Annotated in this window: 14 protein-coding genes and 2 tRNA genes; 9 read left to right on the forward strand and 7 right to left on the reverse strand. The window is 66.9% G+C overall.

Annotation, left to right across the window (positions count from 1 at the left end; all coding sequences use genetic code 11):
* Positions 1 to 4: 4 nt before the first annotated feature.
* The 3 genes from gltX to BKG60_RS29085 all read left to right on the forward strand — a co-directional run bounded on the left by gltX (position 5) and on the right by BKG60_RS29085 (position 1,830).
* Positions 5 to 1,471, forward strand: a complete 1,467-nt coding sequence (gltX, locus tag BKG60_RS29075; RefSeq protein WP_075910314.1) for a glutamate--tRNA ligase — start codon at positions 5 to 7, stop codon at positions 1,469 to 1,471.
* Positions 1,472 to 1,614: 143 nt separating this feature from the next.
* Positions 1,615 to 1,689, forward strand: a tRNA-Gln gene (locus tag BKG60_RS29080).
* 68 nt (positions 1,690 to 1,757) lie between these two features.
* Positions 1,758 to 1,830 (forward strand) — tRNA-Glu (locus BKG60_RS29085).
* A gap of 317 nt (positions 1,831 to 2,147) precedes the next feature.
* Here the strand turns inward: BKG60_RS29085 and BKG60_RS29090 are convergent.
* Complete coding sequence (locus BKG60_RS29090) at positions 2,148 to 2,849, reverse strand: IclR family transcriptional regulator (protein ID WP_070945263.1); 702 nt, start codon at positions 2,847 to 2,849, stop codon at positions 2,148 to 2,150.
* 118 nt (positions 2,850 to 2,967) lie between these two features.
* Here BKG60_RS29090 and leuC point away from each other — a divergent pair, with 118 nt between their 5' ends.
* The 3 genes from leuC (at position 2,968) to BKG60_RS29105 (ending at position 5,907) form a co-directional block, all read left to right on the forward strand.
* On the forward strand, positions 2,968 to 4,422 hold the full coding sequence (gene leuC, locus BKG60_RS29095) for a 3-isopropylmalate dehydratase large subunit (RefSeq protein ID WP_070945264.1): 1,455 nt from the start codon (positions 2,968 to 2,970) through the stop codon (positions 4,420 to 4,422).
* A gap of 22 nt (positions 4,423 to 4,444) precedes the next feature.
* Positions 4,445 to 5,038, forward strand: coding sequence for a 3-isopropylmalate dehydratase small subunit (leuD, locus tag BKG60_RS29100; RefSeq protein WP_019343116.1), 594 nt, complete (start codon positions 4,445 to 4,447; stop codon positions 5,036 to 5,038).
* A 215-nt stretch (positions 5,039 to 5,253) separates the two neighbouring features.
* A complete protein-coding gene (locus BKG60_RS29105; protein ID WP_075910315.1) occupies positions 5,254 to 5,907 on the forward strand; it encodes an HU family DNA-binding protein in 654 nt (217 codons plus the stop codon).
* A gap of 62 nt (positions 5,908 to 5,969) precedes the next feature.
* On the opposite strand, the gene mutT1 is transcribed toward BKG60_RS29105, so the two are convergent.
* From mutT1 to cofC, 3 genes are read right to left on the reverse strand one after another with little or no spacing between them, the layout of a single operon-like run.
* Positions 5,970 to 6,902, reverse strand: a complete 933-nt coding sequence (mutT1, locus tag BKG60_RS29110) for an 8-oxo-(d)GTP phosphatase MutT1 (protein WP_075910316.1) — start codon at positions 6,900 to 6,902, stop codon at positions 5,970 to 5,972.
* 42 nt (positions 6,903 to 6,944) lie between these two features.
* A complete protein-coding gene (locus BKG60_RS29115; protein WP_075910317.1) occupies positions 6,945 to 9,152 on the reverse strand; it encodes an RNA degradosome polyphosphate kinase in 2,208 nt (735 codons plus the stop codon).
* 21 nt (positions 9,153 to 9,173) lie between these two features.
* Positions 9,174 to 9,839, reverse strand: a complete 666-nt coding sequence (gene cofC / locus BKG60_RS29120) for a 2-phospho-L-lactate guanylyltransferase (protein WP_070188962.1) — start codon at positions 9,837 to 9,839, stop codon at positions 9,174 to 9,176.
* An 82-nt stretch (positions 9,840 to 9,921) separates the two neighbouring features.
* On the opposite strand from cofC, the gene BKG60_RS29125 reads away from it, so the two are divergent.
* From BKG60_RS29125 to BKG60_RS29135, 3 genes are all read left to right on the forward strand, one after another.
* The gene (locus BKG60_RS29125) at positions 9,922 to 10,902 is read left to right on the forward strand and encodes an NAD(P)H-dependent glycerol-3-phosphate dehydrogenase (protein WP_070188999.1); all 981 of its coding nucleotides are present in this window, start codon (positions 9,922 to 9,924) and stop codon (positions 10,900 to 10,902) included.
* Positions 10,903 to 10,930: 28 nt separating this feature from the next.
* A complete protein-coding gene (locus tag BKG60_RS29130; RefSeq protein WP_070945268.1) occupies positions 10,931 to 12,037 on the forward strand; it encodes a cystathionine gamma-lyase in 1,107 nt (368 codons plus the stop codon).
* A gap of 61 nt (positions 12,038 to 12,098) precedes the next feature.
* Complete coding sequence (locus BKG60_RS29135) at positions 12,099 to 13,232, forward strand: D-alanine--D-alanine ligase family protein (RefSeq protein ID WP_070945269.1); 1,134 nt, start codon at positions 12,099 to 12,101, stop codon at positions 13,230 to 13,232.
* A gap of 32 nt (positions 13,233 to 13,264) precedes the next feature.
* On the opposite strand, the gene BKG60_RS29140 is transcribed toward BKG60_RS29135, so the two are convergent.
* The 3 genes from BKG60_RS29140 to BKG60_RS29150 all read right to left on the reverse strand — a co-directional run.
* Positions 13,265 to 13,828 (reverse strand): DUF3515 domain-containing protein, encoded by a 564-nt coding sequence (locus BKG60_RS29140; RefSeq protein ID WP_070945270.1) that lies wholly within the window; start codon positions 13,826 to 13,828, stop codon positions 13,265 to 13,267.
* A gap of 10 nt (positions 13,829 to 13,838) precedes the next feature.
* Positions 13,839 to 14,081, reverse strand: coding sequence for an Lrp/AsnC ligand binding domain-containing protein (locus BKG60_RS29145; RefSeq protein WP_070188966.1), 243 nt, complete (start codon positions 14,079 to 14,081; stop codon positions 13,839 to 13,841).
* 127 nt (positions 14,082 to 14,208) lie between these two features.
* Positions 14,209 to 14,579, reverse strand: a 371-nt coding sequence (locus BKG60_RS29150; RefSeq protein WP_165688729.1) for a transposase, incomplete at its 5' end; no start/stop codon positions are given.

The raw sequence follows: 14,579 nt of genomic DNA on the forward strand, positions 1-14,579 counted from the left end.
AGTGATGACGTCTCCCGCTGGACCGGTCAGGGTGCGGTTCTGCCCGTCGCCGACCGGAACCCCGCACGTCGGTTTGGTGCGCACCGCGCTGTTCAACTGGGCCCACGCCCGCCATACCGGGGGAGCGTTCGTCTTCCGGATCGAGGACACCGACGCCGCGCGCGACAGCGACGAGAGCTACGCAGCCATCCTCGACGCCCTTCGGTGGCTGGGCCTGGACTGGGATGAGGGCCCTGAGGTCGGCGGCCCCTACGAGCCGTACCGGCAGTCGCAGCGCAGTGAGATCTACCGCGACGTGATAGCCCGCCTGCTCGAAGCCGGCGAGGTGTACGAGGCCTATTCCACGCCGGAAGAGGTCGAGGCGCGGCATGTGGCGGCCGGGCGGAATCCCAAACTCGGCTACGACAACTACGACCGCGACCTGACCGACGAGCAGCGTAGGGCCTTTGCCGACGAGGGCCGTAAGCCGGTGCTGCGCTTGCGGATGCCCGATGAGGACCTCGGGTGGACCGACCTGGTGCGCGGCCCGGTGAGCTTTCCTGCGGGCTCGGTACCGGATTTCGCCATCACGCGCGCGAACGGAGATCCGTTGTACACGTTGGTAAATCCCGTCGACGACGCGTTGATGAGGATCACCCACGTGCTGCGCGGCGAGGACATCATGCCCTCGACCCCGCGACAGATCGCGTTGTACCGAGCGCTGATGCGGATCGGTGTGGCCGAGCGGGTGCCTGAATTCGCTCATTTGCCAAGCGTTCTCGGTGAGGGCAACAAGAAGCTGTCCAAGCGGGATCCGCAGTCGAATCTGTTCCTGCACCGCGACCGCGGCTTCCTGCCGGAAGGGCTGCTGAACTACCTCGCCCTGCTGGGCTGGGGCATCGCCGACGACCACGACGTGTTCAGCCTCGACGAGATGGTGGCTGCCTTCGACGTGGCCAACGTCAACTCCAACCCGGCGCGGTTCGACCAGAAGAAGGCCGACGCGATCAACGCCGAGCACATCCGGCTGCTGACGCCCGAGGATTTCACCGCCCGCCTGCGTGCCTATCTCGACGCCCACGGCCATGACACGGGCTTGGACGACACCGCATTCGCCGAAGCCGCGGCACTGATCCAGACCCGCATCGTCGTCCTCGGCGACGCATGGGGGCTGCTGAAGTTCTTCGACGACGGCTCCTACGAGATCGACGAGAAAGCCGCCGCCAAAGAACTGCGGGAAGAGGCCGCGCCGGTCCTGGATGCCGCGCTGAGCGCCCTGGAGGGCATCGGGGAGTGGAACACCGCCGATATCGAGGCGGCGCTCAAGACGGCGCTCCTGGACGGTCTTGAGCTCAAGCCTCGTAAGGCGTTCGGGCCGATCCGCGTCGCCGTCACGGGCGCCACGATCAGCCCGCCCCTGTTCGAGTCGATGGAGCTGTTGGGCGCCGACCGCAGCCTGGCGCGGCTACGGGCGGCCCGCGCCACGCTGTGAACCCTCGCGCGTGCACGGGGCTTGGTAAAGAGGGCCCAAAATCTTTGGTAGTCTGCTCGTCGGCCCGGAAAGCGAAGCGGGGAGGTCCCCGCCGAGCCGATCGGACCAAAAATTGCCTGTGACCTGCGGTGATGGGCAATTAATGGGGTATGGTGTAATTGGCAACACAGCTGATTCTGGTTCAGCCATTCTAGGTTCGAGTCCTGGTACCCCAGCCATCCGGAGCGGTTCAGCCGGATTAGGTGAGCACGACCGCCTAAGCTATGCTGACCAACCGGAAGTTCTAGCCCCCGTCGTCTAGCGGCCTAGGACGCCGCCCTCTCACGGCGGTAGCGTGGGTTCGAATCCCATCGGGGGTACAGAGGTAAAAGCGCCCAGTTCTTACGAACTGGGCGCTTTTGCGTTGGTCGAGGTTCGGGTCCGAGGCAGGGGTTCCTCCCGTGGCTCGCGCCCGTTTTGTCACGCCAGAGTGGCGCCGGGTGTCGAACGTCACGCCAGCGTGACGCCGGAGTGTTCTTCGGCGACGAGCCGGCCGCGACGCTCCCGCTTGGTCACGCCAGAGTGGGGCTGGGGGTCGACGGCCACGCTGGCGTGGCAATCGCCGGGGTGAGACGGCGGGACACCCGCAGACGGGGCACACCACGCCCGGGGCGTCGCGGAATTCCTGAGATTCGCCTCACAATCGGCGGGTGAGCGCGTCGGCGGCCGCGAGTAGGTCGGCGGCCCAGCGGGCACCTGGCCGGCGCCCCATGCGGTCGATCGGCCCGGAGACCGACACCGCCGCGATCACCGCCCCTCGGCTGTCGCGCACCGGCGCAGAGACGCTCGCCACGCCAGGCTCACGTTCAGCGGCGCTCTGTGCCCATCCGCGCTTGCGAACCTCGGCCAGCGTGCGGTCGGTGAACTTGGCCGCCGGCAGCACTGCCTGCTGGGTGGCCGGGTCGGCATACGCCAGTAGCACTTTGGCTCCCGACCCGGCCGTCATCGGCAGGTGGGTGCCCACTGGCACGGTGTCGCGCAACCCGGCAGGAGGTTCCAGTGCCACCACACAGACCCGGGATTGGCCCTCGCGCCGGTACAGCTGCACGCTCTCGCCCGTGATCTCGCGCAGGCGGGGCAGGACTGCGGCGCCGGCCGCCAGGAGCGGATCGTTGACGTGGGAGGCCAATTCGGTCAATGCCGGGCCCAATCGCCAGCGACCGTCACCGTCCCGGGCCAGCAGCCGATGAGTTTCGAGCCCTGCGGCGAGTCGGTGGGCGGTAGCCCGGGGCAGCCCGGTCCGCTCACAGAGTTCGGCCAGCCCGCAAGGTGACTCGGCCACGGTGTGCAGCACACCCACGGCTTTGTCGAGAACGCCGATGCCGCTATCATTTCTCACAGAGAGATACTAGCGTCTCGCATTGTGAGATGACAGGCGAGATGACGACAGTACCGCCCAGCCCTGGCGGACTCTTGATGCAAGCCCGCATTGCCGTTAATCGAATCGAGAAGTAGCGATGGACCAATCGACACAGACATCCGTGAAGCCGCGCACCCTGGCCGAAAAGGTTTGGGACGACCACGTCGTGGCGCGCGGTGAGGGAGAGGGTGCGGCCAGAGAGCCCGACCTGATCTACATCGACCTACATCTCGTGCACGAGGTCACCAGTCCGCAGGCATTCGACGGCCTGCGGTTGGCGGACCGGCCGGTGCGGCGGCCGGACCTGACGATCGCCACCGAGGACCACAACGTGCCCACGGTCGACATCGACAAGCCGATCGCAGACCCGGTTTCGCGTACCCAGGTCGAGACATTGCGGCGCAACTGTGAGGAATTCGGCATCCGACTGCACCCGATGGGCGACGCCGAACAGGGCATTGTGCACATCATCGGGCCGCAGCTGGGATTGACGCAGCCGGGCATGACGGTGGTGTGTGGGGACAGCCACACCTCGACCCACGGTGCGTTCGGCGCCATCGCGATGGGCATCGGCACATCCGAGGTCGAACACGTGATGGCCACGCAGACACTGCCGCTCAAGCCGTTCAAGACCATGGCGGTCAATGTCGACGGGGTACTGCCTGCCGGTGTGAGCGCCAAAGACATCATCTTGGCCGTCATCGCCAAGATCGGGACCGGCGGCGGCCAGGGACACGTCATCGAATACCGGGGCAGTGCGATCGAGGCGCTGTCCATGGAAGGGCGGATGACGATCTGCAACATGAGCATCGAGGCCGGGGCCCGCGCGGGCATGGTCGCGCCCGACGAGACCACTTTCGAATTCCTCAAGGGCCGCCCGCATGCACCCAAGGGCGCTGATTGGGACGCCGCTGTTGCCGCGTGGAGCCAGTTGCGTACTGACGAGGGCGCCGAATTCGACACCGAGGTCTACCTGGACGCCGCTGCGTTGAGCCCGTTCGTGACCTGGGGCACCAACCCGGGGCAGGGCGTCCCGCTGTCGGCGTCGGTCCCCGATCCGGAGTTGATGGGCGACGACGCCGAACAGCAGGCGGCGGAGAAGGCTTTGGCCTACATGGATCTTCGGCCCGGGATGGCCATGCGTGACATCGCCGTGGACACCGTTTTCGTCGGGTCTTGCACCAATGGCCGGATCGAGGACCTGCGGGTGGTCGCCGACGTGCTGCGCGATCGCAAGGTCGCCGACGGCGTGCGGATGCTGGTTGTCCCTGGGTCGATGCGAGTCCGTGCGCAGGCGGAATCGGAAGGTCTCGACCGGATATTCACCGCAGCGGGCGCTGAATGGCGTCAGGCCGGTTGCTCGATGTGCCTGGGTATGAACCCCGACCAACTGTCTCCGGGACAGCGCTGCGCCTCGACGTCCAACCGGAATTTCGAAGGCCGACAGGGCAAGGGCGGGCGCACGCACCTGGTCTCGCCGGCCGTCGCCGCAGCTACCGCGGTGCGCGGAAAGCTGGCGTCCCCGGCCGATCTGCCCGCCGCAACCCACTAAGCAAAGCAAAAGGAGAAGCCCGATGGAGGCTTTTAGCACTCACACCGGCATCGGCGTCCCTCTGCGACGGTCCAATGTCGACACCGACCAGATCATCCCCGCCGTCTATTTGAAGCGGGTTACCCGAACGGGTTTCGAGGATGGATTGTTCGCCGCCTGGCGCTCGGATCCATCGTTCATTCTGAATCTCCCGCCATTCGACAAAGGCTCGGTGTTGGTCGCGGGGCCCGATTTTGGTACCGGATCTTCACGCGAACACGCCGTCTGGGCGCTCATGGACTATGGCTTCCGGGTGGTTATCTCATCCCGTTTCGCCGACATTTTCCGCGGCAACGCCGGCAAGGCCGGGCTATTGGCGGCTGAAGTCGCCCAAGATGATGTCGAGCTCTTGTGGAAGCTGATCGAGCAGAATCCTGGGCTGGAAATCACTGTGAATCTTCAAGATCGAAATATCGTCGCCGGAACGGTTGTGGTGCCGTTCAGGATTGACGACTACACGGCCTGGCGGCTGCTCGAAGGACTCGACGATATAGGCCTTACGCTGCGGAAACTCTCTTCGATCGAGGATTACGAGAAGCGCAGGCCGGCCTGGAAGCCGCGCACTCTGCCAGCCTGATCGGAGGCCTTGTACGGGTGTTTCGGCACCCGAATTAGCCGCCTGCCAAACCGGTTTTGGGCCCTCCCGGCAGGAGTCCAAGTGGGGCAAGCGGATTGCCGGATTGTTCGCTAGCTACGCCTGAAATTGCGCGTGGCTCTTGGAAATCAGTGGTCGCAGGGTTTACCGTGTCCTCTAGTCGGTCCAAGGAGGACCACTGGTTTCGGAGGTTTTGGATGAACAAAGCGGAGCTCATCGACGTACTCACAACCAAACTGGGCACCGATCGTCGGCAGGCTACCGCCGCGGTGGAGAACGTTGTGGACACCATCGTCCGCGCGGTGCACAAGGGCGACAGCGTCACGATCACCGGCTTCGGTGTCTTCGAGCAGCGCCGCCGCGCTGCCCGAGTGGCGCGTAACCCGCGCACCGGCGAGACGGTGAAGGTCAAGCCCACCTCGGTGCCGGCTTTCCGTCCGGGCGCACAGTTCAAGGCGGTTGTCTCTGGCGCGCAGCGTCTCCCGTCTGACGGCCCCGCGGTCAAGCGTGGCGTGACCGCAGGCCCGGCCAAGCGCACGGCCGCCAAGAAGACCGCCGCCAAGAAGGCGCCGGCCAAGAAGGCGGCTGCCAAGAAGGCGCCGGCGAAGAAGGCCGCGACCAAGGCGCCCGCCAAGAAGGCGGCTGTCAAGAAGGCACCGGCCAAGAAGGCGGCTGTCAAGAAGGCACCGGCGAAGAAGGCCGCGACCAAGGCGCCCGCCAAGAAGGCCGCTGTCAAGAAGGCACCGGCCAAGAAGGCCGCGACCAAGGCACCGGCCCGGAAGGCCGCGACCAAGGCGCCCGCCAGGAAGACCGCTGCCAAGAAGGCACCGGCCAAGAAGGGCCGCAAGTAATTACGGTAAAGGCACGTCGTGAGTGGTAAATGAGCTCACGACGTGTCTTTTCTCGTGTGGATCTAGTGTTCCGCGGCCAGCGGACTGCACATGTGATCGGCGGCCACGAGCCGGCCGTCGACCAGCGACAGAACCCAGCTGCTGCCTTTGCGGTTTCCCGTCGTGGCCGGGCGGACGCCGTCGCGTTCGCACCACCAGGAAATCAGCCCCGGGATCACCTTGCCCTGTGAGCAGATCACTGGCGTTCCTGCGCGTGCGGCGACGTCGATCAGTCGGTGGCGGGCGGTCTTGTGGTCATCGACGTAGGCCTCTTCGGTCAGTGCCGGCTCGTTGTGAATGTCGACACCGAGTTCCTGGGCCAGGGGCTCCAGGGTCTGGTGGCAGCGCAACCGATCAGCCGCGTAAAGCGTTGTGGCACCGAATGCCAGTAATTGGGCGACCAAGGCTTCGGCCTGCGCCCGCCCCTTCTTGTCCAGCGGGCGCTTGCGGTCGTCGCCCTTGAAACGGGACCGCCGCCCCGCCGCCCCGTGCCGGACGACCAGTACGGTGTTGGTATCTGGTGGATGTTTCGCGAAGCGGCGCAACACTTTTCGGTCATGCGGGTATACCAGCTGATCTGCTGCCGCAGATACCGGCAGCCAGATGAGCTTGTCCACCTCGTCGTTGGGGGCGAAGTCACCACCTGTCGCGCGGGCCGCCCAGTACCAGACCCGTTTGGTTCCCTGGGGGATGTCGTAGGAGATCGACCCCAGCCGACGGCCGAGTTGTGCGGTGTAGCCCGTCTCCTCGTGGACCTCGCGCACGGCGGCAACAGGTTCGGTCTCGCCGAAGTCGACCTTGCCCTTGGGCAGGGACCAGTCGTCGTAGCGTGGACGGTGGATCACGGCGACCTCGGTGACGGCCGACGGGTCCTCACCGCGGCGCCACAACACGGCGCCGGCCGCGGGCACAAGATTGTTGCCCGGTTCCGCCGCTGGCGTGCTGTCCTTCGACACCTCAACTCCTGCAGGTCATTCACCGGCCCGAGCCGGGTGGGATCAAGGATGCCGGTGACGTTCCATCATCGACACCTGGTGGTCGCGAACCGTCTGTCCCTCCTGGGGCAGCGCCGTCCAGTGACCATCGTGTCGTAGCTCCCAGCATCGGGTGGCCGGATCCATCGCCGATTCGAACACCTCGTTGAGTTGCGTGGTCAGCCTCGGATCCTTGACCTGAGCCATCACTTCGACACGGCGGTCGAGATTACGATGCATCATGTCGGCGCTGCCGATCCAGAACTCGTTGATGGCGCGGAAGTGAATAATCCGCGAGTGTTCGAGGAACCGTCCCAGGATCGAGCGCACCCTGATGTTGTCGGAGTATCCGGGCACGCCCGGGCGTAGGGCGCAGATCCCGCGGACCACGATGTCGACCGGGATCCCGGCCTGCGATGCCCGGTACAGCGCATCGATCACCTGCTCATCGACCAGGGCGTTGGCCTTCAACCTGATTCCGGTCGTCGCACCCTCATGGTGGGCGGCGATCTCCCGGTCGATGCGCTCGATGATGCCCTTGCGTACACCGCGCGGAGCCACCAGCAGATTGCGGTAGGCATCTTTGCGTGAGTAGCCGGTCAGCGAATTGAACAGGTCCGTGAGATCGGCGCCGATGTCGGGATCGGCGGTGAGCAAGCCGACGTCTTCGTACAACCGCGCGGTTTTCGGGTTGTAGTTGCCGGTGCCGATGTGGCAGTAGCGCCGGATCGCCGAGCCCTCGCGGCGGACCACAAGGCAGGTCTTGCAGTGGGTCTTGAGCCCGATCAGCCCGTACACCACGTGCACCCCGGCTTGTTCGAGCGCCCTGGCCCACTTGATGTTCGCCTGTTCGTCGAAGCGGGCCTTGATCTCGACGAGTGCGACCACCTGCTTGCCGGCTTCCGCCGCATCGATCAGTGCGTTGATGATCGGCGAGTCACCGGACGTGCGGTAGAGCGTCTGTTTGATCGCCAGCACGTTGGGGTCGGCGGCGGCCTGCTCGATGAAGCGCTGCACGGTGGTGGAAAAGGAGTCATATGGGTGGTGCACCAGCACATCCCCGTCGCGCAGGGTGGAGAAGATGCTCTTCGGTGTCTCGCGTTCGCCGAAAGCCGGTGGGGTGGCGGGGACGAACGGCCGGTCCTTGAGTGCGGGCCGGTCCACGGCATAGATCTGCCACAGCGCGGACAGGTCCAACAGGCCGGGCACTTCGATGACATCGCCGGGCGCCACATCGAGCTCCCGCAAGAGCAGCTCGAGCATGCTCTCGGTCATGTCGTCGGACACTTCCAGCCGCACGGGTGAGCCGAATCTGCGGCGTGCCAGTTCGCGTTCGAGCGCCTGCAGCAGGTCCTCGTCGCGGTCCTCTTCGACCTCGAAGTCGGCGTTTCGGGTGATCCGGAACGCGTGGTGCTCGACGATCTCCAGGCCGGGGAACAACACGGGCAGGAACGCCGCGATCAGTTCCTCCATCGGCAGGAACCGCACCGCGGCCGAGCCGTCGGCGGGCGGGCTCAGTTCCACGAAGCGGCCGACGTTGTCGGGCACCTTGATCCTGGCGAAGTGTTGCCCGCCGTCCTCGGGATGTTTGACGGTGATCGCCAGGTTCAGGCTCAGCCCGCTGACGAACGGGAACGGATGGGCCGGGTCGACCGCCAGCGGTGTGAGCACCGGGAACACCTGCTCGTGGAAGTAGGTGGAGAGCTTGGCGCGTTCGGCTTCGTCGAGCTGGGCCCAGTTGACGATGACGATGCCCTCTTCGGCCAGCGCCGGGCGCACGGAACTGAGGAACACGTTGGCGTGCCGGTTGGCGATCTGCTGCGTGCGTTCGTTGATGCGGCGTAATTGCTCGCGCGGGGACAGACCGTCGGCCGAGCGCACCGAAAGACCCATCTCGTCGCGACGTTTGAGCCCCGCCACCCGGACCATGTAGAACTCGTCGAGATTGGAGGCGAAGATCGCCAGGAACTTCGCGCGCTCGAGCAAGGGCAGTGACGGGTCGGCGGCCAGGGCAAGCACCCGGGCATTGAAGTCCAGCCAGCTCAGCTCGCGGTTGAGGTATCGATCCTCGGGTAGCGCGTCGTCCACTGCCGGCGAGGTGGCCGCCGGCGGCGCCTCGGGTGTCGCCGACTCGATGGAGGGCCCCGATGCGGTTGAGGTGGTGTCCCGTTGGGAGTTGTTCGATCGGGTCCCCGGCTCGGCTTCGGTGGCTTCGCTCATCTGTCCGATCATTCCCTATCCACGGGTGCGCGGCTACCTACTGGCGTGCCTGCCGAGGGTGCGCGCGGTTGCGGCGCCGACGCCGAGGCGACGCGCCACCTGGAGATCGTCGGGGGTGTCGATGTCGCAGCGCAGACCCGGCCAGGCGCCGGTGAGCTCGATCGCACCGGAGTGTCGATGGCGCGCAGCTGAATCGGATCCGAAGTGCGGGTCCAGCGAAGTGCCGAACGCGAACAACGCCGAGGTTCCCGTCCCATGCCGGTCCCCGACGAAGCTGCGTGGATAGCCGCGGGCCAGGGTCAGGGCCTGCGCCAATTCCTGGGTCTGCAAGGCGGGTAGATCCCCTTGTAGAACAACGATATTCGGTCCGATGGCGCGCAGTTCGGCCTCGGCGGCGGCGATGGCGTTGTTGAGCGGGTCACGATGGCCGGGCGGTGTCGGGTCCAGCAAGACCCCGGCACCGAGTTGCCTGGCGGCCTCGGCCGCGGTGTCGTCGGGCGTCACGACGGTCACCGGCGCGATGGCGGACGCGGCGGTAATGGTGTCGACGAGCATCGCCAGCACCACCGCCTCGCGAGTGGGCGCGGAGAAGATTGGCGCCAGCCGGGTTTTGGCGGCCGACAGCCGTTTCACCGCGATCACCAGACTGACGTCGGCGGCCTGGGTTGCTGCGGCGTTGTCGCTTCGGGAGCCGCTCATGGGTTCATCCTGCCAGCCTGGCCGGCTCCGGCGAGCGACGCGGTCGCCGGGATAGGGTGAGCGGGTGGTAGAGGCTGCGGTGATGGGTGCCGGTGCGTGGGGGACGGCGCTGGCCAAGGTGCTGGCGGATGCGGGTAATCCGGTGACGATGTGGGCCCGGCGCCCCGAGGTTGCCGACGAGATCAACACCGATCACCGCAACAGTCGCTACCTCGGCGACGTCGAGTTGCCTCCGACGATTCGCGCCACCACGGACCCGGCCGAAGCCCTTGACGGCGCCTGCACGGTGTTGTTGGGTGTCCCCGCGCAGCAGCTGCGGGCGAACCTGGAGGGCTGGAAACATCTGATCGGTGACGACGTCACCCTCGTGAGTCTGGCCAAGGGAATCGAACTCGGCACGCTCATGCGGATGAGCCAGGTCATCGTCCAGGTGACCGGAGCCGATCCGTCCCGGGTCGCGGTGGTGACCGGACCGAACCTGGCCAGCGAGATTGCCGACGAGCAGCCTGCGGCCACCGTCGTGGCCTGCAGCGACTCCGGACGCGCGGTCACGCTGCAACGCGCGCTGGCCACCGGGTACTTCCGGCCTTACACCAATGCCGACGTGGTGGGGGCCGAGGTCGGCGGGGCCTGCAAGAACGTCATCGCCCTGGCCTGCGGCATGGCGGTCGGGGTGGGGTTGGGGGAGAACACCGTCGCCGCGATCATCACCCGCGGTCTGGCCGAGGTGATGCGGCTGGGCATCGCACTGGGCGCCACGCCCGCCACGCTGGCCGGGTTGGCCGGCGTCGGTGACCTCGTCGCCACCTGTACTTCCGGGCATTCCCGTAACCGCACCTTCGGCGAACGGCTCGGCAAGGGCGGCACCATGGAATCGGCGCTGATCGCGGGAGCCGGACATGTGGCCGAGGGGGTGGCGTCCTGTGAGTCGGTACTGGCGCTGGCCTCCAGCTACGGCGTCGAGATGCCGCTGGCCGACGCCGTTTATCGGGTGTGCCACAAGGGTTTGTCGGTTCACGAGGCGGTCGCCGGACTGTTGGGTCGCAGCACCAAGCCCGAGTAGCGACCTCGGGCACGAGGAGATGGCACCAATGGACGGCTTGTACGGGGATTCCACCCGAAGCGTCAAAGCCGTTGGCCTGGAATCTGTTCCGGGGCAGCCGGTGGCACCGGGCCCGGTTCCGGCGTCGGCGTACCACCTCTCACCCGACGAAGCCGAGCCACTGGACACCTACGGCCGCGGCTCCAACCCATCCTGGCGGCAACTGGAATCGGCACTCGCCGAACTGGAGGGGGCTGCCGGAGCGCTCACGTTCGGGTCCGGCATGGCCGCCATCACCTCGGCCCTGCGCGTGCTCGCCAAACCCGGAACCACGCTCGTAGTTCCGGCTGACGGCTACTATCAGGTCCGTCGATACGCCGCCGAATATCTTGCTCCGCAAGGGATTACGGTGACAGAGGCGAATGTGGCCGACATCTGTGAGGCCGCTGCTGGAGCCGACGTGGTGCTCGCCGAGACACCGGCCAACCCCGGGCTCGATGTGGTCGACCTCCATCGGTTGGCGATGATCTGCCGCCGCCGTGGGGCGACCCTTGTCGTCGACAACACCACGGCGACACCGCTGGGCCAGCAACCACTTTCACTCGGAGCCGATCTGGTGGTGGCCAGTGCCACCAAATCGTTGTCCGGACACAGCGATCTGGTCGCCGGCTACGTTGCAGGCAGCCAGCCCGAGCTGATGGCCGCGATAGAGCGGGACCGGCTGCTGGCCGGGCCGATCCTGGGCGCGTTCGAGGCCTGGTTGGTGTTGCGCAGCCTCGGCAGTGCCGGACTGCGTTTCGAACGGCAGTGCCAGAACGCCGCGGCGCTGGCGCTGATGCTGCGCACTCATCCGGCGGTGCGTTCGGTGCGTTACCCGGGCCTGCCCGCAGACCCGGCACACGAGCTGGCGGCCACCCAGATGAAGCGGTTCGGGGGACTGGTGTCGATCGAGCTGGCCGATGAGGCCGCCGTGCACGCCCTGGTGGAACGCAGCGCCCTGCTGATCGCCTCGACCAGCTTCGGCGGCATCCACACCTCGGTCGACCGCCGGGCCCGCTGGGGTGACCCGGTGCCTGCGGGGTTCGCCCGCATCTCGGCGGGGATCGAGGACACCGAAGACCTGCTCGTCGATGTCGAGCAAGCGCTTGCCGGCTGAAACCCCAGGTCAGGATGCGCCGACAGGCAGGGGCAGGCCGGGACGGTAGCCTCTCTAGGTTGTGAGTGCCCGCAATCGGACCGGATCCCGCACCCGTGTCGCCGTCGTCTACGGCGGGCGTAGCTCGGAACACGCGATCTCGTGTGTGTCGGCGGGCAGCATCCTGCGCAATCTCGACCCGGAGCGGTTCGAGGTGGTCGCCGTCGGGATCACCCCCGACGGCTCGTGGATGCTGACCGACGGACGCCCCGAGACGCTTGCGATCAGCGACGGCCAGCTGCCCGAGGTCACCGAGACATCCGGTACCGAACTGGCGCTGCCTGCCGCCCCCAACCGCAGCGGCCAGCTGCTGGCGCTGAGCAACGGGCCCGGTGAGCTGTTGGCCGCCGTCGACGTGGTCTTCCCGGTGTTGCACGGTCCTTACGGCGAGGACGGCACCATTCAGGGTCTGCTGGAGCTGGCCGGGATTCCGTATGTGGGCTCCGGCGTACTGTCCAGCGCCGCCGGGATGGACAAGGAGTTCACCAAGAAGCTCCTGGTCGCCGAGGACCTGCCGATCGGCGACTTCGTGGTGCTGCGCCCCAGCCCCGACGGTTCAGATCCCACCCTCGACTTCGAAGACCGGGAACGGCTGGGCCTGCCGGTGTTCGTCAAGCCCGCCCGGGGTGGCTCGTCGATCGGCGTGAGCCGGGTCGCGGCGTGGGACGAACTGCCCGCAGCGATCGAACTTGCGCGCCGCCACGACCCGAAGGTGATCGTCGAGGCCGCCGTCCCGGGCCGTGAACTGGAATGCGGTGTGCTCGAGTTCCCCGACGGCAGCATCGAAGCCAGCACGGTCGGCGAGATCCGGGTGGCCGGAGTGCGCGGACGCGAGGACGGCTTCTACGACTTCGCCACCAAGTACCTTGTCGACGCGGCCGAATTGGATGTGCCTGCGAAAGTCGACGATGACGTGTCCGAGGAGGTCCGTCGCCTGGCCGTGCGCGCCTTCAACGCGATCGACTGCCAGGGACTGGCCCGCGTCGACTTCTTCCTCACCGACGACGGGCCGGTGATCAACGAGATCAACACCATGCCGGGGTTCACCACCATCTCGATGTTCCCCCGGATGTGGGCCGCCAGCGGCGTCGACTACCCGAGCTTGCTGACCGCGATGGTCGAGACCGCCCTGGCGCGCGGCACCGGCTTGCGCTGAACGTTCTCCGCGCGCGAGGAGCGATCCAGACTTCAGCGCACCTGACCCGGCGCCGGCTCCTGGGCGCCCATCGTGCGGGCGATCTGACCCGAGATCTGCTGAATGGGTGTCGGCCCCGAGCCGGCCGGCAGCGTCAATGCGACGTACACCGGGCGGTCCACGGCGTACCACGTGCTGCGGCCCTGATCGTCGGCGGCCGGACCTGCCTCGCCCACCCGGAACCACTGCACTTCGTCGACCACCTGCAGCGGGGTACCCACGACGAAATCGGCGGGGCGTTCCAGCCCGCATCGCAGCACGACGGGTTCGGTGTCGCGCTGGGCGCGCCAAGCCGCGGTGGCGGGAGGTGTCGGGTCCACGGTCGGTGCCCGGCGGAAGTCCCCGAGCTGCTCGGGCAGCGCGTTCAGCAGGTCGTGGCACTGCTGGCTGTCGGCCTGCGGTGCCGGTATCGCCGGAATGGCGACGGGTTGCTGCGTGGGGGATCGCTGCCGGGATGCGGCGATGCCGAGCACGGTGATCAGCACCGAGACCGCGACGACAACCGCCGCGATGAGCAAGGCCCGGGGCGGTCCATCGGCGGCGTGCGAGTCGGTCACACCACCAACTCTATGGGTGACCGGCGTGGGCGATCGGGCAGGTCAGGGTCCGCGTGATCCCCGACACCTGTTGCACGGCGGGAACCACATCGGACTGCAGCGCCGCCAAGGTCTCTGCGCTGATGCGCAACACCACGTCATAGGGCCCGGTCACGTATTCCGCGGACACCACACCCGGCAGCCCGGCGAGCTGTTTGGCGACGACTTCGGCGCGGCCCACCTCCGTCTGGATCAGCACGTAAGCCTCCACCACCGGCTGTCTCCTCCGTATCGCTGCATAAACTGCTGGCCGCAGGCACCAAACGTACCGCAGGTCTGGTTTGGGTTCAGGACGCGGCAGCCGACCGGCAGGAGGCCACATGACACTTCCTGAGTCAACCTCAGGCCGTTTTCGGCAGGAGTCTTTGTGTTCCGCCGTGGAGGTTGGGGTTGTAGGGGCGGTGGTCGTGCCAGCAGCGGTAGATCACCCGGATCCAGGCGCGGGTGAGGATGCGTATGGCATGGGGATGGTCGTGTCCGCGGGCGCGAGCTCGGGTGTAGATGTCTGCGGCCCAGGGGCTTTGGTGGCGGCTGTTGTCGGCGAAGGTGGTCAGTGCTCGGCGGAATCGTTTGTTGCAGGCCCAGCGGAAGTGCACCGCGTGTTGTTTGCCGGACGCTTTGGTCACTGGTGTGGCTCCGGCCAGGGCGGCCACCGCGTCGGGTCCGTCGTAGGCTGCACGGGAGTCGCCCCACTCGGCGAGCACCTGGGCGG

It is taken from the genome of Mycobacterium syngnathidarum (assembly GCF_001942625.1).
Taxonomy (GTDB): Bacteria; Actinomycetota; Actinomycetes; order Mycobacteriales; family Mycobacteriaceae; genus Mycobacterium; species Mycobacterium syngnathidarum.